Source organism: Sinorhizobium fredii USDA 257 (assembly GCF_000265205.3).
Lineage (GTDB): Bacteria > Pseudomonadota > Alphaproteobacteria > Rhizobiales > Rhizobiaceae > Sinorhizobium > Sinorhizobium fredii_B.
Map to the genome: position 1 here is coordinate 2,300,986 of NC_018000.1, position 23,022 is coordinate 2,324,007.

The 23,022-nt window shown below is 62.0% G+C and carries 20 protein-coding genes and 2 pseudogenes; 10 read left to right on the top strand and 12 right to left on the bottom strand.

Annotation, left to right across the window (positions count from 1 at the left end; translation table 11 throughout):
• Positions 1-178: 178 nt before the first annotated feature.
• The 5 genes from sucD to USDA257_RS10650 all read right to left on the bottom strand — a co-directional run bounded on the left by sucD (position 179) and on the right by USDA257_RS10650 (position 5,251).
• Entirely contained in the window at positions 179-1,078 is a 900-nt protein-coding gene (gene sucD / locus USDA257_RS10630) for a succinate--CoA ligase subunit alpha (protein WP_014762953.1), read from the bottom strand.
• An 11-nt stretch (positions 1,079-1,089) separates the two neighbouring features.
• Complete coding sequence (locus tag USDA257_RS10635) at positions 1,090-2,274, bottom strand: malate--CoA ligase subunit beta (RefSeq protein WP_014762954.1); 1,185 nt, start codon at positions 2,272-2,274, stop codon at positions 1,090-1,092.
• Positions 2,275-2,285: 11 nt separating this feature from the next.
• Positions 2,286-3,230: an HpcH/HpaI aldolase/citrate lyase family protein gene (locus tag USDA257_RS10640; RefSeq protein ID WP_014762955.1), complete on the bottom strand. Its 945-nt coding sequence runs from the start codon at positions 3,228-3,230 to the stop codon at positions 2,286-2,288.
• Positions 3,231-3,253: 23 nt separating this feature from the next.
• Positions 3,254-4,444 (bottom strand): aminotransferase class V-fold PLP-dependent enzyme, encoded by a 1,191-nt coding sequence (locus USDA257_RS10645; protein WP_014762956.1) that lies wholly within the window; start codon positions 4,442-4,444, stop codon positions 3,254-3,256.
• A gap of 177 nt (positions 4,445-4,621) precedes the next feature.
• A complete protein-coding gene (locus USDA257_RS10650; protein ID WP_014762957.1) occupies positions 4,622-5,251 on the bottom strand; it encodes a response regulator transcription factor in 630 nt (209 codons plus the stop codon).
• Positions 5,252-6,009: 758 nt separating this feature from the next.
• Between USDA257_RS10650 and USDA257_RS37700 the strand changes: the two genes are divergently transcribed.
• The 4 genes from USDA257_RS37700 to USDA257_RS10665 all read left to right on the top strand — a co-directional run bounded on the left by USDA257_RS37700 (position 6,010) and on the right by USDA257_RS10665 (position 9,465).
• Complete coding sequence (locus tag USDA257_RS37700) at positions 6,010-6,183, top strand: NAD-dependent epimerase/dehydratase family protein (RefSeq protein ID WP_144051920.1); 174 nt, start codon at positions 6,010-6,012, stop codon at positions 6,181-6,183.
• On the top strand, positions 6,104-7,012 hold the full coding sequence (locus tag USDA257_RS10655) for an epimerase (RefSeq protein WP_162531110.1): 909 nt from the start codon (positions 6,104-6,106) through the stop codon (positions 7,010-7,012). The genes USDA257_RS37700 and USDA257_RS10655 overlap by 80 nt, the downstream gene beginning before the upstream one ends.
• A gap of 261 nt (positions 7,013-7,273) precedes the next feature.
• Complete coding sequence (locus tag USDA257_RS10660) at positions 7,274-8,584, top strand: PQQ-dependent sugar dehydrogenase (RefSeq protein WP_014762960.1); 1,311 nt, start codon at positions 7,274-7,276, stop codon at positions 8,582-8,584.
• Between the two features lie 209 nt (positions 8,585-8,793).
• The gene (locus USDA257_RS10665) at positions 8,794-9,465 is read left to right on the top strand and encodes a protein-L-isoaspartate(D-aspartate) O-methyltransferase (RefSeq protein WP_014762961.1); all 672 of its coding nucleotides are present in this window, start codon (positions 8,794-8,796) and stop codon (positions 9,463-9,465) included.
• Between the two features lie 103 nt (positions 9,466-9,568).
• Here the strand turns inward: USDA257_RS10665 and USDA257_RS10670 are convergent, their stop codons facing one another.
• Positions 9,569-10,579 (bottom strand): LacI family DNA-binding transcriptional regulator, encoded by a 1,011-nt coding sequence (locus USDA257_RS10670; RefSeq protein WP_041415119.1) that lies wholly within the window; start codon positions 10,577-10,579, stop codon positions 9,569-9,571.
• A gap of 184 nt (positions 10,580-10,763) precedes the next feature.
• Between USDA257_RS10670 and USDA257_RS10675 the strand changes: the two genes are divergently transcribed.
• From USDA257_RS10675 to USDA257_RS10695, 5 genes are all read left to right on the top strand, one after another.
• Entirely contained in the window at positions 10,764-11,792 is a 1,029-nt protein-coding gene (locus tag USDA257_RS10675; RefSeq protein WP_041414079.1) for an ABC transporter substrate-binding protein, read from the top strand.
• A 127-nt stretch (positions 11,793-11,919) separates the two neighbouring features.
• A complete protein-coding gene (locus USDA257_RS10680; RefSeq protein WP_048657373.1) occupies positions 11,920-14,196 on the top strand; it encodes an ABC transporter permease in 2,277 nt (758 codons plus the stop codon).
• Positions 14,193-15,254 (top strand): ABC transporter ATP-binding protein, encoded by a 1,062-nt coding sequence (locus USDA257_RS10685; RefSeq protein ID WP_014762965.1) that lies wholly within the window; start codon positions 14,193-14,195, stop codon positions 15,252-15,254. The genes USDA257_RS10680 and USDA257_RS10685 overlap by 4 nt, the downstream gene beginning before the upstream one ends.
• A 66-nt stretch (positions 15,255-15,320) precedes the next feature.
• The gene (locus USDA257_RS10690) at positions 15,321-16,121 is read left to right on the top strand and encodes an inositol monophosphatase family protein (RefSeq protein ID WP_014762966.1); all 801 of its coding nucleotides are present in this window, start codon (positions 15,321-15,323) and stop codon (positions 16,119-16,121) included.
• A 175-nt stretch (positions 16,122-16,296) separates the two neighbouring features.
• On the top strand, positions 16,297-17,067 hold the full coding sequence (locus USDA257_RS10695; RefSeq protein ID WP_014762967.1) for a transporter substrate-binding domain-containing protein: 771 nt from the start codon (positions 16,297-16,299) through the stop codon (positions 17,065-17,067).
• 75 nt (positions 17,068-17,142) lie between these two features.
• Here the strand turns inward: USDA257_RS10695 and USDA257_RS10700 are convergent, their stop codons facing one another.
• From USDA257_RS10700 to USDA257_RS37705, 6 genes and pseudogenes are all read right to left on the bottom strand, one after another.
• Positions 17,143-18,192, bottom strand: coding sequence for a sn-glycerol-3-phosphate import ATP-binding protein UgpC (locus USDA257_RS10700; protein WP_014762968.1), 1,050 nt, complete (start codon positions 18,190-18,192; stop codon positions 17,143-17,145).
• Positions 18,192-19,040: a sn-glycerol-3-phosphate ABC transporter permease UgpE gene (gene ugpE / locus USDA257_RS10705; RefSeq protein WP_014762969.1), complete on the bottom strand. Its 849-nt coding sequence runs from the start codon at positions 19,038-19,040 to the stop codon at positions 18,192-18,194. Before ugpE ends, USDA257_RS10700 begins: the two co-directional genes overlap by 1 nt.
• A gap of 8 nt (positions 19,041-19,048) precedes the next feature.
• A complete protein-coding gene (gene ugpA / locus USDA257_RS10710) occupies positions 19,049-19,930 on the bottom strand; it encodes a sn-glycerol-3-phosphate ABC transporter permease UgpA (protein WP_014762970.1) in 882 nt (293 codons plus the stop codon).
• A gap of 65 nt (positions 19,931-19,995) precedes the next feature.
• Positions 19,996-21,294 (bottom strand): sn-glycerol-3-phosphate ABC transporter substrate-binding protein UgpB, encoded by a 1,299-nt coding sequence (gene ugpB / locus USDA257_RS10715; RefSeq protein WP_014762971.1) that lies wholly within the window; start codon positions 21,292-21,294, stop codon positions 19,996-19,998.
• Between the two features lie 363 nt (positions 21,295-21,657).
• On the bottom strand, positions 21,658-22,188 hold the full coding sequence (locus USDA257_RS10720; RefSeq protein ID WP_014762972.1) for a dihydrofolate reductase family protein: 531 nt from the start codon (positions 22,186-22,188) through the stop codon (positions 21,658-21,660).
• A gap of 98 nt (positions 22,189-22,286) precedes the next feature.
• Positions 22,287-22,507, bottom strand: a pseudogene (locus USDA257_RS37705) (hypothetical protein); the annotation flags it as partial.
• Between USDA257_RS37705 and USDA257_RS38745 the strand changes: the two are divergent.
• A pseudogene (locus USDA257_RS38745) lies at positions 22,461-22,969 on the top strand (TetR-like C-terminal domain-containing protein). The pseudogenes USDA257_RS37705 and USDA257_RS38745 sit on opposite strands and share 47 nt — an antisense overlap.
• Positions 22,970-23,022 lie beyond the last annotated feature (53 nt).

The following is a 23,022-nucleotide window of genomic DNA, read 5'->3' on the forward strand; positions in this document are numbered from 1 at the left end:
TTTTTTCCTCCTCCTAGTAAATCCCTCGGCGGCCCGGTGCTACCGCGCAGCCCATCCACTCATGAGACCCTGTCCGGCGGATCGCGGCCGTCGACAAAGGCGGTGATATTCTCGACCACCTTCATCCCCCATGGCTGTCCGCGTCTGTTTTTGTCGCGCTGCCGACGGGCTTTCCCATTCAGGCAGCCTTGCCCATGGCGGACAGCACGACCGCCACCGTGTCGCCGAAGGACGACGGAGTCGGAACGATCGCGACACCCGCACTCTTGAGGATTTCGACCTTTTCCTGCGCCGATTCGCCGAAGGCGGAGATGATCGCGCCGGCATGGCCCATGCGGCGGCCCTTCGGCGCCGAGAGGCCTGCGATATAGGCGATCAGCGGCTTCTTCATGTAGTCGCGCGCCCAGAGCGCGGCTTCCGCCTCCTGCGGGCCGCCGATCTCACCGATCATCAAAACCGCATCGGTATCCGGGTCCTTTTCGAACAGCTCCAGCATGTCCTTGAAGGACGAACCGTTGACCGGGTCGCCGCCGATGCCGACCGAGGTCGACACGCCGATGCCGAGCGCCTTCATCTGGCTCGCGGCCTCATAGCCGAGCGTGCCGGAGCGGCCGACGATGCCGATGCGGCCGGGCAGATAGATGGAGCCGGGCATGATGCCCATCATGGCTTGGCCGGGCGTGATCATGCCGGCGCAGTTCGGGCCGATGAGCGTCATGCGGTCCTCGAAGCGGTAGCGCCGCATGTATCGCTTGACCCTGATCATGTCCTGGGAGGGAATTCCGTCGGTGATGCAGACGCAGAGCCGGATGCCGGCATCCGCCGCTTCCATGATCGAGTCGGCCGCAAAGGGCGGCGGCACGAAGATGATCGAGGCCTCCGCACCGGTTTCCTGCACGGCGCCCTTCACCGTGTTGAAGACCGGCATGCCGAGGTGGGTCTGGCCGCCCTTGCCGGGGGTGACGCCGCCGACCACGTTGGTGCCGTAGCGCTTCATGTCTTCGGCGTGGAAGCTGCCGATCTTGCCGGTGAAGCCCTGGACGATGACGCTGGTGTTCTTGTCGAGCAGAATGGACATGTCTCGCCTCCTTAAGCTGCCTTGCCGGCGGTGAACGAACGCCATGCGGCGACTGCCTTCTCGGCAGCTTCGGCCAGTGTTTCCGCCACAATGACGTTCTCGCCGGATTCGGCGAGGATGCGCCGGCCCTCTTCCATGTTGGTGCCGGAGAGGCGGACGACGAGCGGAACCGGCACGCCGACCTCGCGCAATGCCTTGATCACGCCTTCCGCCACCCAATCGCAGCGGTTGATGCCGGCGAAGATGTTGACGAGGATCGTCTCCACGTTCTTGTCCGTGAGTACGGCGCGGAAGGATTTCGCCACGCGATCGGGCGAGGCGCCGCCGCCGATGTCGAGAAAGTTCGCGGGCTCGCCGCCGGCGATCTTGATCATGTCCATGGTTGCCATGGCGAGGCCCGCACCGTTGATGATGCAGCCGATATTGCCGTCGAGGCCGACATAGGAGAGGCCGCGATCGGATGCGTATGTCTCGCGCGGATCCTCCTGGCTCTTGTCGCGCATCTCGGAGATATGCGGCCGGCGGAAGAGCGCGTTCTCGTCGAAGCTCATCTTGGCGTCGAGGGCCACGAGGTCACCCCGGCGGGTCACCACCAACGGGTTGATCTCGAGCATCGAGGCGTCGTAGTCGACAAAGGCGCGGTAGCAGCCGAGCAGGGTCTGGGTGGCGCGGCCGATCAGGGCATTGTCGATGCCGAGCCCGAAGGCGATCTCGCGGGCCTGGAAGTCCTGCATGCCGACGCCCGGATCGACGGTCGCGCGGATGATCGAATCCGGCTCGGCCTCGGCGATCTCCTCGACCTCCATGCCGCCCGAGGACGAGGCGACGATCATGATGCGCTCGGATTTGCGGTCGAGCACGAAGCCGACATAGATCTCGCGCGCGATATCCATCGCCTCTTCGATATAGAGACGGCTGACCAGTTTTCCCTGCGGCCCGGTCTGGTGCGTCACGAGTGTGCGGCCGAGCATGGAGTCGGCCGCCTCGACGATCTCGTGGTCGGACGAGCAGAGCTTGATGCCGCCCGCCTTGCCGCGCGCACCAGAATGGATCTGCGCCTTGACCACCCATCGGTCGCCGCCGATCTCCCGGGCACGATAAGCTGCCTGCTCGGGACTATAGGCGAGGCCGCCGCGCGGGATATCGATCTCGTAGCGGGAGAGAAGTTCCTTGGCCTGGTATTCGTGAATGTCCATGGGATCCTCCTTCAGCGGCGGCTAGCGATGATTGCTTCATGGGTGGCGAGCACATTGCGGGCCATCCGCTCGGACGCAGCGTCGATCATCTTGCCGTCGAGCGAGGCTGCGCCCTTGCCCTGACTCTCGGCGAGCTTCAGCGCCTCGATGATACGGCGAGCGCGGTCGACCTCCTTCTCCGGCGGCGAGAAGATGTCGTTGGCGAGCGCGATCTGGCTCGGATGGATCGCCCACTTGCCCTCGATGCCGAGCGCCGCGGCACGGCGCGCAGCCGCCGTGTAGCCGTCGGGATCGGAGAAGTCGCCGAAGGGTCCGTCGATCGCGCGCAGGCCATAGGCGCGGCAGGCGACGGTCATGCGCGACAGGCCGAAATGCCACTGGTCGCCGGGATAGTCGGGGTTGAGGCCACCGATATTGACGGTGCGGGCCTTGAGGCTCGCGGCATAGTCAGCAACGCCGAAATGCAGCGCTTCGAGCCGCCCGCCGAAGGATGCGATGGCCTCGACATTTGCCATGCCGAGAGCCGTCTCGATCAGCGCCTCGAGGCCGACGCGGGTCTTGTAGCCCTTGGCGATCTCGATCTGGTTGACCATGGCCTCGACCATGTAGAGGTCGGAGGGCACGCCGACCTTCGGCACGAGCAGCGTGTCGATCCGGTCGCCGGCCTGCTCCATGAGATCGACGACGTCACGATACATGTAGTGTGTGTCGAGGCCGTTGATGCGGACCGAGATCGTCTTGCCGCGGCCGCGCCAGTCGATCTGATTGAGGGCAGCGACGATGTTGGCGCGAGCGCGCTCCTTGTCCGGCGGCGCCACGGCATCCTCGATGTCGAGGAAGACGTAGTCGGCGTCGGAGTTGGCGGCCTTCTCGATCATCTCGGGATTGGAGCCCGGGACGGCGAGTTCGCTGCGCTGCAGGCGCAGCCGGCGGAGATGGTTTATCGTGTGGCTCATGGAGTTCTCCCCTTCCGGTCTCTTCAGGCTGCCTTGGCGGTCGACGCCGTGGCGGCAGAGCGAAACTGCTTGATCGCCGCGCCCGAGCCCGAGCCCGGCTCGATCTTCACACCGCAATCGAGCAGCGTGAGTTCAGCGGCCGAAAGCGCACCCAGAACCATGACTTCGTTCAGCGAGCCGAGGTGGCCGATGCGGAAGATCTTGCCCGCCACCTTGCTGAGCCCGCTGCCGAGCGAGGTGTTGTAGGTGCGGTAGGCGTGACGGATCACTTCCACGCCATCCACGCCTTCGGGGAGCCGGATCGCGGACACAGTGTCGGAATGCCATTTCGGCTCGGTCGCGCAGAGTTGCAGGTCCCAGGCGGAGACGGCGGCGCGGACGCCGTTCGCAAGATAATGGTGGCGGGCGAAGATATTCTCGAGGCCTTCTTCGAAGATCAGGTCGAGAGAGGCGCGCAAACCCCGCAGCAGCTGCGTCGGCGGCGTATAGGGGAAATAGCCCGCGTCGTTGGTCTTGATCATGTCGTCAAACGAGAAATAGCAGCGCATATGACGCGCGGTCCTGGCGGCTTCGAGCGCCTTCGCGCTGACCGAGAGGAAGCCGAGGCCGGCGGGCAGCATGAAGCCTTTCTGCGAACCGGAAACGGCGCAATCGACGCCCCATTCGTCCTGGCGAAAGTCGATCGAGCCGATCGAGGAGACGCCATCGACGAAGAGCAGCGCCGGGTGGCCGCAGGCGTCGAGCGAAGCCCGGACGGCGGCCACGTCCGAGGTGACGCCAGTCGCGGTTTCGTTGTGCGTCACGAAGACAGCCTTGATCTTGTGTGCCTTGTCGGCGGCGAGGCGCTCGGCATAGAGCTCGACCGGCACACCCGTGCCCCATTCCCTGTCGATGCAATCGACCTCGAAGCGGAGGCGCTCAGCCATATCGACCCAGAGATGCGAGAACTGGCCGAAGCGGCTCATCAGCACGCGATCGCCGGGCGAGAGCACGTTGGTCATCGCCGCTTCCCAGGCGCCGGTGCCTGATGAAGGATAGATGAAGACGCGGCCGCTGTGGTTCTTGAAAACCTTCTTGACGTCGGCGAAGAGTGGCAATGTCAGCTCCGGATATCGAGGGGAGCGCATGTCCTCCATCGGCAGGTTCATCGCCTGGCGAACCTGTTCGGGAATGTTGGTGGGGCCGGGAATGAAGAGATGATTGTAGCCTGACATCGTTCCTCCAATGGCTGCGTCCGTGGACGGCGTTTCCTCGGCACCAATGCTGCCTTTCGGCTCATGCCCGCACAACACTCGCTCAGGCGGAAAAGAATGCCCGACGGGCAGCGCGGAGCGGCACTGACGGGTGGTCACTTGGAAGGGGTGGGTAGGGAAAAGACTACCCGCAGGTAGTCATTCCGGATTGCGCCGGCGCTCCTTGGCGTAAAGGGCGACCGCCATGGCGCGATTGCGCACTTCGAGCTTGTCGTAGAGGTTTTTGAGGTGGTATTTCACTGTATTCTCGGAAATGCCTGTCCGCGCTGCGATCTGAATGTTGGTCCAACCATTGGCCAGCATGCCGAGCAGCTCGGTTTCGCGAGAGGTGAGCTGTTGGAACGGCGTGTTCGAGATTTTTGAGAGCACCGTATAGGGGATGCAAATCCGACCCTGCATTACGGCGGTGAGCGTCGCGAACAGGATTTCAGGATCTTCGAACTGGTAGCAGAGACCGTTGACACCGAGGCGGATTGTCTCGTTGACGACTGAAGGATTGCTGGTGTCGGCAAAGAGAACGACCCGGGGGTCGAACCCGAGCCGGCCGAGATCGGCGAGCACCTCGGGCGCCTCGGCATCGTCGAGCTGCCAACTGAGCAGCACGCAGTCGATCGCGACGATGGCAAGCTTCTCGCAAAGTTCGGCCGATGTCCGCGCCGTATCGACGATGGAAAACCTGGCATTCTCGGAAAAAAGTCCACGAAGAGCGGCAATCACCAAGGGGTTGCGCTCCGCGACCAAAACTCGGCCTCCACCCTCCTGCGACATGTGCCTCCCTGCGTCTTATGCCGTGACATGCGCCCATGAGCGATGGCCTGAACACTACCATCAGACGTCGCGCACACTTCACCGTCGAGCGACGAAACGTGTCCTAAAACGTCTTCTTCCGAGGGTAATGTGCAAAGGGTTCCGCACATTTCCGCTTCTGAGTGCCAGCAGAAGCACGAGTAGACGTCGATCTACGCGAGCACGCCGCGCCCGGTCATACCAATCCGTTCCACGTCTCGCTCCCACCTCCTCAATGCCGACAAAGGTAGCCGCATCGGGGCATCCTTCCGCCTCTTCCGTTCGATGTACGGAGTCAGAACGGCCAGCAGATTGCGGCCGTTTTTCTCGGAGGACCGTTCATATAGGTCCTCCGAGTGGTTTCGACATTCGAGCTCGTCTTAGTCCCACTTCATTTCCCCGGTGGCGACCCTGGAGCCGATATCGAGAGCAGACCTCGAAAGCGACGAGATAGCTTGGGCGAACGGCGGCTTTGAAAGGAACGGGAACGACCGCTCATCGGGCAACCTGTCCGTTCCGAGGAGCGAGGCGAAGCACGGCCTTCCCCCTTAATGGAGACTTCCACGTCCCGGTCTGACACCATTGCGTAAGACGGGAGCGCCTTTTAGTTTTCGCGGGGGATTAGTCATTCACGCCAGGACATGCGAAACGGCCACCAGCGAAATACAAGCTGCAGTTCAATTGCTCGAGATCGTTGTCACGCCGGCTAACCGAACGCAACGTAAACTGGGGTATGGATTGTGAGAACACTTGTCGTTGGAGGAACTGGTTTTTTAGGCGGCGCGATTGCTGAGACAGCCGCCGGAGCAGGCCATGAGGTGACGATCTTGTCGCGTGGAGAAACGCGACTTGCCAGGAGGAACGCGTGTAATTCATGGCGATCGTTACGGTTCGCTCAAAGCTCTGCGGAATGAGCGTTTCGATTTCGTCTTCGATACCTGCGCCTTTTCGCCCGATGCCGTAGAGAATCTGCTTGGTGTCGTGGGGGCAGATCTCGGGCGGTACGTTCTGATCTCATCCATTTCCCCGTACGGGACGTTCTTGAGGCCTCGCCTGAATGAGCGCGAGTCCGTGCCGACAGCGAGCGGAGCCGACCTGGCGCTTGCCCGGAGCGTCCCGCAGGACCGGCGCGCCAGCGCGGCTGCCTATGGTGCCTCTTACGGGCCGCTCAAGCGCGCATGCGAGATTTCTGCCCAAGATTCTCTGGGTGAGCGGGCGATCGTTTTGCGGGTCGGATTACTTGTCGGAGCAGGCGACTATACCGATCGCTTGACCTGGCGGGTGCGGCGGATCGACGAAGGAGGCGTGATCGCCGCTCCGGCTCCACAGAATCGCCCCATCCAGTTGATCGACGCGCGTGATGCCGCCGAATTTGCTGTTCACGCTGCAATTTCGGGGTGTTCGGGGATCTACAATGTTACCGGGCCGGAAATGCCGCTGTCCGCGGTTCTTGATGAAGCTGTCAGGATCTCAGCTTCCGATGCCGAATTCGTTTGGGTTAGCGAGGAGAAACTCGCGAATGCGGGGATAGAGGCCTGGACGGAAATGCCTCTGATGGCACCACCCGTGCCGTCGTTCCGCCACTTCATGCAAGTCGACATCGATAAGGCCCATCGCGACGGCCCCCGCCATCGACCACTGACCGACACTCTTGACCAGATCCTGCACTGGGACCGGCAAAACCGCGATCGCCCGTTGAAATGTGGCGTGCCACCGCAAAAGCAGGCGGCTGCTTTGAGGTGATACCGCGTGCTTCGGAGCGGGGGTGGCTCATGGTGATCGCTGTCGATCCGTTCCGGTCGTTTGGCGGTGAGCGCCGGATGACTTGAGTCTGCCCCTCTCCGGGCGGTGGCCAACGCAGAGCCAGTCAACATCTTTGTCACCACCTGCCAAGCGGAGGTAGCGCGCTCTCAACCCAGCGAAGTGTCCACAGAAACAATGCAGTTTGAGGATACCCACCCGCAGGCGCTTCGGGTAGCGTGCGCATCAGCGTTAGGAGGGCACATGGGCCTGTCAGATATTTTCGGTCGACTGGTCGCACTGATCGGCGCCGTAGCCATCCTTTTGAGGCGCCAGGACGGCGATTCTCTGGAACCGGCCTATGGCAGCGCCCCGAAAATCCCGAGAGCCAAGCCGCAGGGCATTCCGACCCTGAAGATGCCGACGGCTAAGGGATGGACCGCGGGGCAAATGCCCACTGCGGCGGCCGGGCTCAAGGTGAACGCATTCGCGGCCGGGCTCAAACATCCCCGTTGGATTCACGTGTTACCGAATGGCGACGTACTGGTCGCTGAGGCACTGAGCGAGCCGGGGGGCATTAAATCTGCCTTCGACTACGCCATGTTCAGCACAATGAAGCGCGCCGCCGCAGTGGGCGCAAGTCCGAACCGCATTACGCTGTTGCGTGATGCGGATGGCGACGGCGTGGCCGAAATCCGCACCGCATTTCTCAACGGACTCAATCAGCCGTTCGGCATGGCGTTGCTGGGCGATACGTTGTATGTTGGCAACACAGACGGGGTGGTTGCGTTCCCGTATAAAACCGGCGACACGCGTATCAGCGCGACAGGGCGAAAGCTGACCGACTTCAAGGCCGGTGGGCATTGGACGCGAAGCCTGCTTGCTAGCCGCGATGGACGAAAGCTTTTCATCGGCGTCGGTTCGCTCAGCAACATAGGCGAGCGCGGCATGGCGGCAGAGGAAGGACGGGCCGCTATCCACGAGCTTGACCTGGAGAGTGGTGAGCACCGCATATTTGCCTCCGGTCTGCGCAACCCGGTGGGCGTGGCGTGGGAGCCAACGACAGGTGCACTCTGGACGGTGGTTAACGAGCGCGATGGCTTGGGCGACGAGACGCCTCCCGACTATCTGACATCGGTGCGCGACGGCGGCTTCTATGGATGGCCCTATTGTTATTGGGGGCAGATCGTGGACGACCGGGTGCCGCAGGACCCGGCGATGGTCGCAAGCGCCATAACACCGGACTATGCCTTGGGCGGGCACACTGCATCGCTCGGCCTTTGCTGGCTTCCCGCAGGCACTCTGCCGGGCTTCCCGGACGGCATGGTCATAGGGCAGCATGGTTCCTGGAACCGCAGCACGTTGCGCGGCTACAAGGTTGTCTTCGTGCCGTTCGTGAATGGACGTCCAGCCGGGCCGCCGCGCGACATTCTGACCGGTTTCCTTTCGCCTGACGAGCGGTCGTCCTATGGACGGCCAGTTGGAGTTACCATCGGCCCGGACGGCTCCCTGTTGGTGGCGGACGATGTCGGCGATGTGATCTGGCGCGTCACCGGCAAGGCAGAGCGCGGCTGAACGCTAAAGGGGGTGCCGCACCGCAGGGGGCATCGACAACGTTAGCCGACGTAGTGACCTTCGCCCTCCATATCGAGAGCCATATAAGAGCCATATAGTTGTCTTCGCCCGAAAGATTTGCTCCGCCTTTTGACCTTGCTATCGTATATCCGTGCCCCATGTTGAGAGGGTCTATTTGGCGGCCAACTGGCTGAGGAGAGCCCGCCCTCATGAAGCCAATGAACGAAGAGCACCTTGCGGTTCTGCGCAGGCACATGGTCGAGGTGATCGCAATCTATGCTGACCTTGCAAGCGAAGAACTCGGCAAGGCGGCGCTCGATGAACGGGTGATGGCAGCGATGCTGCGGGTGCCCCGACATCTCTTCGTGCCCGCTTCGGCAGCGCCCCTTGCCTATCAGGACATGCCACTGCCGATCGGCTTCGATAAAACCGTGTCGCAGCCATTCATGGTCGCCCTCATGACCGATCTCCTTGCTCCCCAACCGCATGAGGCAGTGCTCGAGATCGGCACCGGCCTGGGCTACCAAACCGCAATCCTGGCGCAACTCGCCGGGCAGATCTGGAGCGTCGAAATCATCGAGGAATTCGCAACCCACGCCGAGGCTCTCCTACAGCGCCTCGGCGTGTCAAATGTCGGCATCCGTGTCGGAGACGGGTCTCGCGGTTGGCCCGAGCGCGCCCCATTCGACAAGATCCTCGTCACGGCGGCGGCCGAGGAGGCGCCGCCGGCTTTGCTTGGGCAGCTCAAACCAATGGGCCGTCTGGTTCTTCCTTTGGGCTCTGAAGAACAGTTTCTGACTGTCATCGACAAGAATTCGGCAGGACAACTCGAGGCGCGACAACTGATCCCGGTTCGGTTCAGCCGGCTCGAGGCGGTCTAATCTAGGGAAAAACTGAGCGCAAACCACCTGTCGCGAACTTGCACTGTAGATCCGGAAAGCGAACTGTCGACGCACTTGTCGCACCGAAAGCGGCCACCGGGTGTTAACCGCCGCGAATGGACGTTCGCCAGACGAAATCGGCATGGAGGCGAACCGACTGGGTGCTCGCCGGATCGGCCGCTCTATCGCTCCCGAGCCAGGTGACCGCTTCGCGCGCGATCGCCTCGACCGGCTGCGCGAAGGTCGTTAGCTGATAAGAAGACCAGGCGGCCTGCTCGATATCGTCGAAGCCCGATATGCAGAGCTGATCCGGAATCGAGATCGAGAAATCGTGGCGCGCAGTATCCAGGAAGCCGCAGGCGACCAGGTCCGTCGCACAGAACACCGCATCCGGGCGCTCCCGGCGCGTCATGAGCCGCTGAGCCAGAACACGGCCACTGTCGTAGTTGGTTGGTCCGTACCGCTCCACCATAACCTCAAGGCCCAACGCCTTTGCGGCTGCAACGAAGCCGCGCTCACGTGCCATCAGGCTTGGTGTTCCGGCCGCCGAATTGGCAAAGGCGAGCCGGCGGCAGCCGGCACGGACGAAGGCGGTTACGATGCGGCCCGCTGCCTCCGCATCGTCCAGGTTGATCCTGAACGGCCCCGGCTGCGCGTCGTCGCGATTGATGAGCACGAGGCGCTGACCGTTCTTCAGGCAGAGCTCCGTGATCGACTTGTCCGGCATGCCCGACAGGATGATTGACGCGTCGGCCCGATAACGGATTGCCTGGCGGAGCGCCAGATCGACACTGCCGTCGGACCGGTCCGTATTGATGAGCATGGCGATCTTGCCGGCACCCTGCAGGTGCTGCGTCAAAGCGCGGATCAGGCTGGACCGATAGGGTGTTCCCATATCTGAGACGATGAGGCAGACGATGCCGCTCTCGTTGCGCATGAGGCCACGCGCCAGGTGATTGACGTGATAGCCAAGCGCCTCGGCCGCTTCTAGCACCTTGCGGCGGGTCTCAACCGAAACGCTGGCACCAGGCGTGAAGGTGCGCGAAACGGCCGAGCGGGAGACACCGGCCCGTTCGGCAACCTCCTGGGCGCTGACGAAAGGCTTCTGCAACACGTCCACCTGCTTTCAAATGTGCATGGAGCTTTGCACAGTTTTGCAACTGCGTGCAAGCGCCAGCGCCGTAGCGAGCGTTGAAATAACGCACAATTCTGTTGACACCCCTGATCATGTCATGCAGCATTTGCACGCGCTTGCAAGGCGCCCGGCTGGAGGCGCCGGCACAATCCGGGAGGAAACCATGGGTTCGGTTAGAATGACTGCGGCCGCTCTCGCCGCGGGTGCGACTTTCTTTGCCTATTCCGCACAGGCGAACGGGACGCTCAACCTGATCTGTTCGGCAGACGTCGTGATCTGCGAGCAGCTGGAAGGCGCCTTCGAAAAGGAAACGGGCATTTCGGTGAACATGGTCCGCCTCTCTTCGGGCGAGACCTATGCAAAAGTCCGCGCCGAAGCGCGAAATCCCAAGACCGACATCTGGTGGGCCGGCACAGGCGACCCGCATCTCCAGGCGGCCTCCGAGGGGCTGACGCTTGAATACAAGTCGCCGATGCTCGGTGAATTGAATGACTGGGCGGTCAAGCAGGCCGAAAGCGCCAATTACCGCACGGTCGGCGTCTATGCCGGCGCCCTCGGTTGGGGCTACAATACCGAGCTTTTCAAGCAGAAGAATCTCAAGGAGCCGAGGTGCTGGGCGGACCTCCTCGATGCCTCCTTCAAGGGAGAAATCCAAATCGCCAATCCGAACTCGTCCGGCACGGCCTATACCGCACTTGCGACACTCGTCCAGATCATGGGCGAGGACAAGGCTTTCGACTACTTGAAGAAGCTGAACGCCAACGTCTCGCAATATACGAAGTCCGGATCGGCGCCGGTGAAAGCCGCGGCGCGCGGTGAAACCGCGATCGGCATCGTGTTCATGCATGATGCCGTGGCGCAGGCGGTCGAGGGCTTCCCGGTCAAGGCGGTCGCGCCCTGTGAGGGCACCGGCTACGAGATCGGCTCCATGTCGATCATCAAGGGCGCCAAGAACCTCGACAACGCCAAGAAATGGTACGACTGGGTCCTGTCGGCCAAGGTGCAATCCAGCATGAAGGAGGCGAAATCCTTCCAGATTCCGTCGAACAAATCAGCGGAGGTGCCAAAGGAGGCGCCGAAGCTCGAGGACATCAAGCTGATCGACTACGACTTCAAGACCTATGGCGATCCGGCCAAGCGCAAGGCACTGCTCGAGCGCTGGGACCGGGAGATCGGTGCAAGCGCCAATTGACGACACGCCGCGCCGGCCTGGTGTGACGGCGATTTCGCCGGCGGCCCTCGCGATTACCTTTAGATACGGGAGGCTGGTCTCCCGTATCGGGCTTGCAACCGCCGATCGATCGCGATGCGCTGGAGCAATGCATGCATCGATCGTCAAAGTCAGCCGCACCAGGAAAGCACCATTGAGGAAACATCCCAATCGCAGACTAGATATCGCCCTGGCGTTGGGGATCGCGGCCTTTGTCGCGCTCCCCTGGTACAGGATCGACGGCGGCTTCTTCGGTCTCGGCTGGCTCGCGAGCTTTCCGGCCGATCCGGCCGCGGCACCCGGCTTCCTTCAGATCGCGACCTACGGTCGGTGGTGGCTCATCGTTCCTGTGCTGCTGATGGGCCTTGCGGCGGCTGCACGGTTCACCGAAGATCCGATGCGGCGCGGCAGCCTGCTCGCTTTTGCCGGCGCCGCCGGCATAGGTTTCCTCGCCCTGCAGGGCCTGGCAATCGGCTTTTCCGGCTGGACCTGGGCGATCAGTGAAGTGCTCTTCGGTCCTCTTGCGGACGGCCAACCCTCCATGGGTGCGGGCGCGGTGCTCGCTTCGCTGATCTTCGTCCTGATCTTCGCCTTCGGCCTTGCCGAACGCGGCGCGATGAAAGGTGACGCCTTCATCGTCGGCGCCATTTCGATCCTCGTTTTCCTTGTCGCGGTTTTCGTCTTCTATCCGATCGGCAGCATGATGGTCGGTGCCTTCCAGGACTTCGATGGGTCATTCAATCCGAATGGTTTCGGCCGCAACATCGTCGATCCGTCGATTTGGAGCCTTGATTGCGTGATCGGCGCTGGACGCTGCGGCGTCGCCTGGCGCACGTTCTGGCTTGCGCTCATGACCGCGAGCGGTTCGACCCTCCTGGGGCTTGCCTTCGCTCTGGTCGCGACCCGCACCGGCTTTCGCTTCAAGAAGAGTCTCCGGCTGCTGACCGTCCTCCCGATCATCACACCGCCCTTCGTTATAGGTCTGGCGCTGACCCTGCTCTTCGGCCGCTCCGGCGTTGTCACCGAGGCGGTCTCGGCAGTGCTCGGAATTGAGCCGGGCCGCTGGCTCTACGGTCTCACCGGCATCTGGATCGCTCAGGTTCTCTCGTTCACGCCAATCTCCTTCCTGGTGCTGATCGGGGTCGTCGAGGGCGTCAGCCCGTCGATGGAGGAGGCCTCCCAAACGCTGAAGGCCGATCGCCGGCGCACCTTCTGGCGAATTTCGCTGCCGCTGATGAAACCGGGGCTCGCCAATGCCTTCCTCATCGGCTTCATCGAGAGCATGGCCGATTTCGGCAACCCGCTCGTGCTTGGTGGCAGCCATGGCGTGCTTTCGACCGAGATCTTCTTCGCCGTGGTCGGCTCGCAGAACGATCCATCCCGTGCGGCGGTGCTTGCCATCGTGCTGTTGGGCTTCACGCTGACGGCTTTCCTTGCGCAACGTCTCTGGCTTTCAGGTAAGAACTACGCGACGGTCACCGGCAAGGCCGACAGCGGCGTCCATGCCGCTCTCCCCCGCTCGGTCTCGTTCGGCGTCCATGCCCTGGTCATCCCCTGGGCACTGTTCACGCTCGTCGTCTATGGCATGATCCTCGTCGGGGGCTTCGTGAAGACCTGGGGCCTCGACAATTCGCTGACGCTCGAGCACTACGTGCAGGCCTTCTCCGTTGAGTTCCGCGACGGCAGCCTCGCCTGGACTGGGGTGGCCTGGAACTCCTTCTGGACGACGATGGAGATCGCCCTCATCTCTGCGCCGCTCACCGCGGCGGTCGGCCTCCTCACCGCCTACCTGATCGTGCGCCAGAGATTTGCCGGCCGTGAATTCTTCGAATTCGCGCTGATGATGAGTTTTGCGATTCCCGGCACGATCATCGGCATCAGCTACATCATGGCCTTCAACCTGCCGCCGATAGAAATGACCGGCAGCGCCCTGATCCTGATCGCCTGCTTCGTCTTCCGCAACATGCCGGTCGGCGTCCGCGGCGGGGTGGCGGCGATGAGCCAACTCGACCAGAGTCTCGACGAAGCCTCGCTCACGCTCCGCGCCGACAGCTTCCGCACCATACGCAAGATCATCCTGCCGCTCTTGCGTCCGGCGATCACCGCGGCGCTCGTCTATTCCTTCGTTCGTGCCATCACGTCGATCAGCGCCGTGATCTTCCTCGTCAGCGCCGAATACAACATGGCGACCTCCTATATCGTCGGGCTTGTCGAGAATGGCGAATACGGCGTGGCGATCGCCTATTCCTCGATGCTGATCCTTGTGATGGTCACCGTCATCGGCGGCTTCCAGCTTCTCGTCGGTGAGCGGCGGCTTCGCCGCGAGAACCGCATCCAGTCCGTCGCGGCCGTACCCGCATCCATCCACCAGGAAAAGACCGCATGACCATCGAAGCTCCCGGTTCCGTCGTCTTCCGCAACGTGCGCAAAGAGTTCGGAGCCTTCGCCGCGATCCCTGATCTGTCGCTCACCATCGAACCCGGCACGCTGGTGACGCTACTCGGCCCCTCCGGCTGCGGCAAGACGACGACACTGCGCATGCTGGCCGGGCTCGAGCATCCGACCTCCGGCCGCATCCTGATCGGCGGAAAGGACGTAACGATGCTGCCGGCCAACGAACGTGACGTTTCGATGGTGTTCCAGTCCTACGCGCTGTTCCCGCACATGACGGCCCGCGACAACATTGCCTATGGGCTTGAGTCCTCCGGGATGAAGCGCAGAGAGGCGCGCGAGCGGGCGGAGGCCGGGCTGGCGCTGGTCGGCCTCGCCGGCATGGGCCAGCGGCTGCCGGCCGAGCTCTCCGGCGGTCAGCAGCAGCGCGTCGCGGTTGCCCGCGCGCTGGTCCTCGAACCACAGGTGCTGCTCCTTGATGAGCCGCTCTCGAACCTCGATGCGCGGCTAAGGCGGCGTGTCAGGACAGAGATCCGCGAGTTGCAGCAGCGGCTGGGCTTCACCGCCGTCTACGTCACCCACGATCAGGACGAGGCGCTTGCGGTTTCCGATCGCATCGTCGTCTTGAAGGATGGAGGCATCGCCCAGGAAGGCGCGCCGCGCGACCTTTACGAGGCGCCGGCCTCGGCCTTCATCGCCGACTTCATAGGCGAGGCAAATGTCGTTGCCTGCGACATCATCGCCGTCGAAGGTCACGACGCGACGATCCGAGTCGAACAGCTGACGCATAGGGTTCCCGGACGCGACATTCGACCTGGCCCGGCCAAACTCGCGGTCCGGCCGAACGCGATCACCCTGAAGCCGGCCACACACGGCGCCTTTACCGGGCGGGTGACGCATGCGGCCTATCTCGGCGATCATGTCGAATATGAGGTGAAGACCGCCGCCGGCACGCTTTTCGTCGTCGATCCGGCCGTGGAGCGCGCAATTCGTCCGGCAACGGAAGTGGCGATCGGCTTCAAGGAGCGCGGCATCGCCATCATCAGCGGTTAGCTCAGGAACCGGACGCAAGCAAACGCCCGATCTTCGGGCCTCAACCTCGAAATCAAGGACATCTTCATGACATCGCACGTCGTTCCCGGACTCGAAGCCCGGCTCGCACTGGCCGAAACGGTTGGGCGCGAGGCCGGCGCAGTGGCGCTCGACTATTTCAACCGCCGCGAGACGCTGATCGTCGAAACGAAGCGCGACCCGCAGGATGTCGTTTCCATTGCCGACCGCGAGGTGGAAAACCTGATCCGCGAGCGTATCGGCGAGATCTATCCGGACGATGGCGTGCTCGGCGAGGAATATGGTCTATTGACGGGCCGTTCCGGTTTCACCTGGGTTATCGATCCAATTGACGGCACGAGCCCGTTCGTCCACGGCATGCCCAACTGGTGCATCTCGATCGCCGTTCTCCATGACAGCGTGCCGGTGGTGGGTGTCATTGCCGCGCCCTGCCACGGCGAGCTCTACACAGCCGCGCTCGGTCTCGGCGCCCGGTTGAACGGCAAGGTGCTGTCACTCGATGCTTCCCGTACAATCCGCAACGCGGTGACCGGCCTTGGCGCCAACAACTACGTGACGCCGGCCTTCGTCGCGAAGATGGTGGAAGACCTGCTGGAGGCCGGCGGCACGTTCATTCGCAACGGCTCCGGTGCGCTGATGCTTGCCTATGTCGCGGCCGGCCGCCTCGTTGGCTATTACGAGCCATATATGCACGCCTGGGACTGCCTTGCCGGCTATTGTCTCGTCCAGGAGGCTGGCGGGTGGTACCTGCCCTTCCCAGTGGAGGGCGAGCGGCTGACGAAAGGCGCGCCCGTTCTCGCCGCCGCGCCCGGCGCGGTCGCAGACCTGCGGAAGCTTGCGGGCGTTTGAAGTAGGCTCACGCAAGGCAATGCAGGCAAAGGCCATCATCGGCACCCCGCCACGACTGCAGATGGAATGTCACTTTGGGTCTTGCACCTGAAGTCGGCCATCCAATACTGTGCCACGATCCGCTTTCGCAGCATTCCTAGCTTTTATCCGATTTGATTAATGTGAGGACGCAATAATGAAAGCCTACTTCACTGCAGCCCTGGTGGCTTGGAGCCTGACGTCCAGCGTCGCTTTCGCCGGGGACGGCGCTCTCGCCGATATCAAGCAAGCGGGCGTGATCAAGATCGGCACGACCGGCGATTACAAGCCCTTCAGCTACAAGGGCCCGGATGGCAGCCTGACGGGCGCGGACATCACCATGGCGACGGCGCTGGCGGCGGATCTCGGCGTTAAGCCGGAATTCGTGACTACCACCTGGAAAACCATGCTGGACGACTTCAAGGCAGGCAAGTTCGACATCGCCCTCGGCGGCATCACCGTGAACGCAGCGCGCGCCGAGGTTGGCAATTTCTCGGTTCCGAACGTCACCGACGGCAAACGGCCGATCGCCCGTTGCGAAGACAAGAACAAATACGCGACGCTGGAGGCGATCGACCGGCCCTCCGTGCGGGTAATCGTCAATCCAGGCGGCACCAACGACAAATTTGCCCATCAGCACTTCGATGAGGCGTCGATCGAGGTCTTCCCGGACAACAAGGTCATCTTCGACCAGATCGCATCCGGCAAGGCCGACGTGATGGTAACCGATGGCGTGGAGGTGGATCTGCAATCGAAGCTGCATGCCGGCGTGTTGTGCCCGGTTGCGGTCAAGGAGCCGTTCACACGTTTCCAGAACGCCTATCTGCTTCGCAAGGACGCGGCTTTAAAGGCGGCTGTCGATGCCTTCATGCGCAAGGAACTGGACAGCGGCGGCTGGAAGAAGAAGCTCGACGCCGCGATGCAATGAGTGACATTCCGTGACCACCTCGCATGCCGTCAATACGCCTTGAGCCATTCGCTTCTGCCGGGGCATCTTGGGCTTCTACAGACGCCGGCCGGCCGTATCGAACCCGTGCAGGCTTTCGCGACGGGCAAAGACCTCGACCTCGTCGTCGATGCCGATCCGGGAGCGGCCGGCGACCCTGAAAACAAGCGGAGCGCCGCTCGGCAAGCTGCCATGGACATAGCTTTCGGCGCCAACGAGCTCAACGGCGCCGACGCGCACGCGCGCTCTGAAGTGATTGTCGTCCGTTGCGCCGTCCGCCAGACCGATGTCCTCCGGCCGGATGCCGAGTGCCGCGATCCCCGGCTGCTCCGTGATGGCGGAGGGAGCCGACCAATCGGAGGAGCCGCCTTTGATCTCCAGAAGATTCATTGAAGGGGAGCCTATGAAGGTCGCGACGAATGACGTCGCTGGTCTTTCGTAGAGCTCGATCGGTGTGCCGACCTGTTCGATCCTGCCGCCGTTCAGAACAACGAGGCGGTCGGCGAGCGTCATGGCTTCCAGTTGATCATGGGTTACATATACGCTCGTGGTGCCAAGAGCGCGCTGCAATTGCTTGATCTCGACGCGCATCTGGACCCGCAATTTCGCGTCGAGGTTCGACAGAGGTTCGTCGAACAGGAATGCGACGGGTTCACGTACGATCGCCCGTCCCATGGCCACCCGTTGGCGCTGTCCGCCCGAGAGCTGACGCGGTTTCCGCTCTAGGAAGGCCTCTATTTCCAGCGATTTGGCCGCCTTGGCGATCCGCCGCTCGATCTCGTCCCTGGGCGTGTTGCGGTTTTTCAGTCCGTAGGCGAGGTTTTGACGGACCGTCATATGCGGATAGAGCGCATAGTTCTGGAAGACCATGGCAATGTCGCGCTCGGACGGTTCGAGCGTATTGACGACGCGATCGCCGATCGCGACGTCGCCGGATGTGATGCTTTCGAGCCCGGCGATCATCCTCAGCAAGGTCGACTTTCCGCAGCCCGACGGCCCGACCAGCACGATGAACTCGCCGTCGGCTATTGCGAGCGAGACGCCCCGGATGGCATCGACATTGCCGCCATAGGTCTTTTGCACGTTCTTGAGAGTGATCGTCGCCATTATTTCTCCGTTTCAACCAGGCCTTTGACGAACCAACGCTGCATCAGGACAACGATCACGACCGGGGGAATGATCGCCAGGATGGCCGTGACCATGACATAGTTCCAGGGTGTCGAGGCGTCGGCAAAATCGACCATTTTCCTGAGACCTATGATGATCGTGTTCATTCGGCTGTCGTTCGTTACCAGAAGCGGCCAGAGATACTGCGTCCATCCATAGATGAAGAGGATCACGAAGAGGGCTGCGATATTGGTCTTGGACAGCGGCAACAGGATGTCTCGCATGAAGCGGAGCGGACCTGCATTGTCGATGCGCGCCGCCTCCACGAGCTCGGCCGGGATCGTCAGGAAGAACTGCCGGAACAGAAAGGTCGCCGTTGCCGATGCCATCAAGGGCAGGGTCAGGCCGGCATAGGTATCGATCAGGCCGAGGTCGACGATCACCTTGTAGGTCGGCAGGATCCGGACCTCCACCGGCAGCATGAGGGTGATGAAGATCATCCAGAAAAAGGTCATGCGCAGCGGGAAGCGGAAGAACACGATCGCGAAGGCCGACAGGAAAGAGATCACGATCTTGCCGAGCGCGATGGCGATGGCCACGACGAATGTATTGAACAAGAGCCGTTCCAGGCTGACACCTACGACACGCTCGACACCGCCTGAAAGTGCCTCGCCGTAGTTTTCGGCGAGCCGTCCGCCCGGTTCCAGCGGCATTGGCGGACGGACGATCTCCGTCGATGTCAGGCTCGAGGCGACGAAGGTGTAGTAGATCGGAAAGACGACGATGATGATGCCCAGAATGAGCATCAGGTGACCGATGAGATTGGAAATCGGGCGCTTTTCAATCATCGGCGATCCTATCCATAGTGGACCCGCCTTTCGACGAAGCGGAACTGGAAGGCAGTGAGGGCGACGACGATCGCCATCAGGATGACGGATTGCGCAGCCGAAGTTCCGAGGTTCAGATTGACGAAGCCGTCGTTGTAGACCTTGTAGACCAGCGTTTCGGTGGCCTTTGCCGGCCCTCCGCCAGTGACGGAGTGAATGATGCCGAAAGTATCGAAGAAGGCGTAGACGGTGTTGACGACGAGGAGGAAGAATGTCGTCGGCGCGAGCAGCGGGAAGACGATCGTCCAGAAGCGCCGGGTGCCGCGCGCCCCGTCGATCGCGGCCGCTTCGATCAGTGATTTCGGTATGGCCTGGAGCCCGGCGACGAAGAAAAGGAAATTGTAGCTGATCTGTTTCCAGGCGGCTGCAACGACGATGAGGATCATGGCGTGATTGCCATTCAGCAAGGGATCCCAGTAGAAGCCGTTGCGGCGCAGGATATAGGCGAATGTGCCCATCGCCGGATTGAACATGAAGAGCCACAACATGCCCGCGACGGCCGGCGCGACCGCATAGGGCCAGATCAGCAAGGTTCGATAGAAGGTCTGGCCACGCACGACGCGGTCGGCAGCCGTTGCCAGAAGCAAAGCGAGGCCCATCGACAGGAGCGCGGTCAGGACGCTGAAGATCACCGTTACCTGCAGCGAGTTCAGATAGCTGTCGTCCGAGAGTACGGCACTGAAGTTAGCGAGCCCGACGAAACCGCTCTTCAATCCGAAGGGATCTTCGCGCATGACGGACTGGTAAAGCGCCTGGCTTGCCGGCCAGAAGAAGAAGACGATCGTCAGCACGATCTGTGGGGCAACCAAGATGTAAGGCAGGATCTTGTTCGGAAAAACGACGCGCTGCACAGGCAATCTCCTTTAACCAACCGGAGCCGCCCGCGGTCCTCGGACCGCAGGCAACTTCTGATCGATCAGTTGCTGATTGCTGCTGCAATTGCCGCATTGCCGCGCTCGACTGCCTTGTCGAGCGTCGTTTTTGCATCCTGTTGCCCGGCGAGCATCGCCTCGAATTCCTCATTGAGGATGTCGCGCACCTGCGGCAGGTTGACGAGCCGAACCCCCTTTGAGTTCTCGGTCGGCGCCTTGCCCGTCATCTGCAGGATCGGCGTTTCGCGGCCGGGGTTTTTCTCGTAGAAGCCGGACTTCTTCGTTTCCTCGTAGGCGGCCATCGTCACCGGCACGTAGCCGGAGACCTGATGCAGCCTGGCCTGGACTTTCGTCTGTGACAGAAAATTGAAGAACTCGGCGACCCCCTTGTATTCCTCGTCCGTTTTGCCGGCGAAGACCCAGAGGCTGGCGCCGCCCGGGATCGTATTCTGCGGCCCGTGACCTTCGTAATAGGGCAATTGGCCGATGCCGTAATTCACCCCGCTCTTGATGATGTCGCCGAGACCACCGGACGATTCCGTCATGATGGCGCATTCACCGGACGTGAAGAGTTGCTTGGCCTCGGACGTGCGCCCGCCGTAGCGGAAGACGCCATCCCTGGCGAGATCGGCGATCTGCTGGAAATGCTCGACATAGAGCGGCGCATTGATCGCAAGCTTCACGTCAGTGCCGCCGAGGCCGTTTTCATTGGTGCCATACGAGACGTTATTCCATGCGGCGAAGTTCTCCGTCTGGATCCAGGTCAGCCAGGTGGAGGTCAGGCCGCAGGCGGCGGCACCGCTCGTCTTGATCTTCTTCGCGGCCTCGAAGACCTCCGGCCAGGTCTTGGGCGGGCTGCCGGCGTCGAGCCCTGCCTTCTGGAAGGCATCCTTGTTGTAGTAGAGGATCGGCGAAGAGGAGTTGTATGGGAAGGACAGCATCGTCCCGTCCGGCTTCGAGTAATAGGAGACGATGGCAGGCATGTATTGCGATTTATCGAAGGTGAAGCCGCCTTTTTGCAGCACCTCCATCGCCGGCACGATAGCGCCCTCGGCAGCCATCATCGTGCCGCTGCCGGCGTCGAAGACCTGGATGATTGCCGGCGGCTGCTTCGATCGGAAGGCCGCGATTCCGGCGTTCAATGTTTCGGGATAGGTGCCCTTGAACACGGGCACCACCTTGTAGGTGCTTTGGCTCTCGTTGAACTCCTTGGCGATCTGCTCGATCATTTCGTTGTTGGCGCCGGTCATTGCGTGCCACCACTGCAATTCGGTGGCAGCCTGCGCCTGAAACGCGAATCCGCCAAAGACGGCCATTGTCGTGGAAATTGCATTCAATCGCATAAACTTCTCCTCCCTTGTGCTCAGCCACACCCCCACTGCTCGCCAACGCTCCCCCGCCTTCGAGCGAACAGTCCCCATTCCTCCAAAACAGTGGTCGCGATCGGACACATCCATCCACACCCACCGTGGGTGCAAATAGGGTGCGGTCGACTTATGTCGAGGGGGCGCTCCGCGACCCGATCTTACGCGCATGACGTGAGAACACAGAGTCGGGACTGGCCAAAATGCGCGTTCACCTGGGGCCATGTCAGTGCGGCCCTAGCGTCGCATCGGATGTCCGATCTTCGACCGGCGACCAAAGGAGAAATTCGGACCCAAAGCGGACGTGACGCGTCGGCGCAGTCCGTCTGGCGAGACGCGCGATTAAGCAGGAACGTACGTCAACCTAATCACGTCCTCGCCAACGTTATCGGTGGAAACAAGGCGGAGCGGTGGCCGCGGGCCGGCGAAGAATGGCTTGCCGCGACCAAGCACGACGGGGTGGAAGTACAGTCGATACTCATCAATAAGACCAAGGTCGGTTAGGCTTCGTGCTAGATCTGGTCCGGAAACTGCAATCTCCCCAACGAGCCGAGCCCTCAGGCCACGTATCAACGCCTCGATGTCATCCTCGACCAGTGTGGCGTTGGGGCCGACCGACTTCAACGAGCGCGACACGACCCACTTCGGTTGGCGCCGCCACGCCGCCGCGAACTCGCGTTGCTCCGCACTCCACTCGGCACGGTCTTCGTCCCAATAACGCATGATCTCGTACATGCGGCGACCGTACACACTGCCCGTCAGGTCGCGCACGTGCTCTATCCAGTGACGAAAGAGCGCGGGACTTGGCGCAAATTCCTGGTGGTCGACATAGCCGTCCAGCGACTGGTTCATTCCGAAGACGATCTTCGCCATGCTGCAAAATCTCCACCGCAGGGTATTCAGAGTAGCTTGAGGCGACACTACGCAAAAGTGAGATTGGGCATAAACTGCGCGCCGCTTTGTCGGAGTGACGAGCCGACAATAACGTTGACGTCCCCGGCATCGGAAATGCCGAGCATGCCGATCCCAAGCCTGCGGCAAAGATCGCGAGAGCGTTTGTCGGCCTCGCGACCTTGCCTTTGGCCGAGACTCGCGCCGCGATCCAGACCTCGTCCGCGACAGCCGCGCGATCGACAGCCTCCAGTATGAGCACCAGATCGAAGCTCAGTTTTAACTCGCAGATCACGACCGAGGCCGTTGCCGCGAAGTCCGGAGTCGGCAAGCCGACGATCTATAGGCAATGGGCGAACGCCTCCGAGCTCGCTATGGCCGCACTGATGTCCGGAGATGCGGGAGATTTCGAACAGAACGCGACAAATCTACGATCGGCGCTCACGAGGCAAATGCGATCGCTAATCCGGGCTTTTGCCACGACCCGGGGCGCCAAATCGCCATGACGCTCGCGGCCGCCCCCGACAGCGAATTTACCAAGCCCTTCCGCAATCAGGTCATTCTCTCGAGCCGCGAGGCGGGTCGCGCCTGTTGCTCGAGGCAGCCCAGCAGGGAGAGGTCATGATGGCGCAAGACCTCGATGCGCGCCGACATGATTTACGGACCCGTCTTCTACCGCCTGCTCGTCGGACATCGCCCGCTCGACGCGAGCTTTGCCGACAACATCGTGGCGATCGCGCTGGAAGTCGTATCGAGCGCCTAGCGACGGGTAAGAGCTACCCAACCGACTGCAGTTCCCGTTGATGCATGATGCGA

Excerpts from the sequence above, each read along its gene's own strand:
- sucD (WP_014762953.1), bottom strand. The coding sequence starts at position 1,078 with ATGTCCATTCTGCTCGACAAGAACACCAGCGTCATCGTCCAGGGCTTC.
- USDA257_RS10635 (WP_014762954.1), bottom strand. The coding sequence starts at position 2,274 with ATGGACATTCACGAATACCAGGCCAAGGAACTTCTCTCCCGCTACGAG.
- USDA257_RS10640 (WP_014762955.1), bottom strand. The coding sequence starts at position 3,230 with ATGAGCCACACGATAAACCATCTCCGCCGGCTGCGCCTGCAGCGCAGC.
- USDA257_RS10645 (WP_014762956.1), bottom strand. The coding sequence starts at position 4,444 with ATGTCAGGCTACAATCATCTCTTCATTCCCGGCCCCACCAACATTCCC.
- USDA257_RS10650 (WP_014762957.1), bottom strand. The coding sequence starts at position 5,251 with ATGTCGCAGGAGGGTGGAGGCCGAGTTTTGGTCGCGGAGCGCAACCCC.
- USDA257_RS10660 (WP_014762960.1), top strand. The coding sequence starts at position 7,274 with ATGGGCCTGTCAGATATTTTCGGTCGACTGGTCGCACTGATCGGCGCC.
- USDA257_RS10665 (WP_014762961.1), top strand. The coding sequence starts at position 8,794 with ATGAAGCCAATGAACGAAGAGCACCTTGCGGTTCTGCGCAGGCACATG.
- USDA257_RS10675 (WP_041414079.1), top strand. The coding sequence starts at position 10,764 with ATGGGTTCGGTTAGAATGACTGCGGCCGCTCTCGCCGCGGGTGCGACT.
- USDA257_RS10680 (WP_048657373.1), top strand. The coding sequence starts at position 11,920 with ATGCATGCATCGATCGTCAAAGTCAGCCGCACCAGGAAAGCACCATTG.
- USDA257_RS10685 (WP_014762965.1), top strand. The coding sequence starts at position 14,193 with ATGACCATCGAAGCTCCCGGTTCCGTCGTCTTCCGCAACGTGCGCAAA.
- USDA257_RS10690 (WP_014762966.1), top strand. The coding sequence starts at position 15,321 with ATGACATCGCACGTCGTTCCCGGACTCGAAGCCCGGCTCGCACTGGCC.
- USDA257_RS10695 (WP_014762967.1), top strand. The coding sequence starts at position 16,297 with ATGAAAGCCTACTTCACTGCAGCCCTGGTGGCTTGGAGCCTGACGTCC.
- USDA257_RS10700 (WP_014762968.1), bottom strand. The coding sequence starts at position 18,192 with ATGGCGACGATCACTCTCAAGAACGTGCAAAAGACCTATGGCGGCAAT.
- ugpE (WP_014762969.1), bottom strand. The coding sequence starts at position 19,040 with ATGATTGAAAAGCGCCCGATTTCCAATCTCATCGGTCACCTGATGCTC.
- ugpB (WP_014762971.1), bottom strand. The coding sequence starts at position 21,294 with ATGCGATTGAATGCAATTTCCACGACAATGGCCGTCTTTGGCGGATTC.
- USDA257_RS10720 (WP_014762972.1), bottom strand. The coding sequence starts at position 22,188 with ATGGCGAAGATCGTCTTCGGAATGAACCAGTCGCTGGACGGCTATGTC.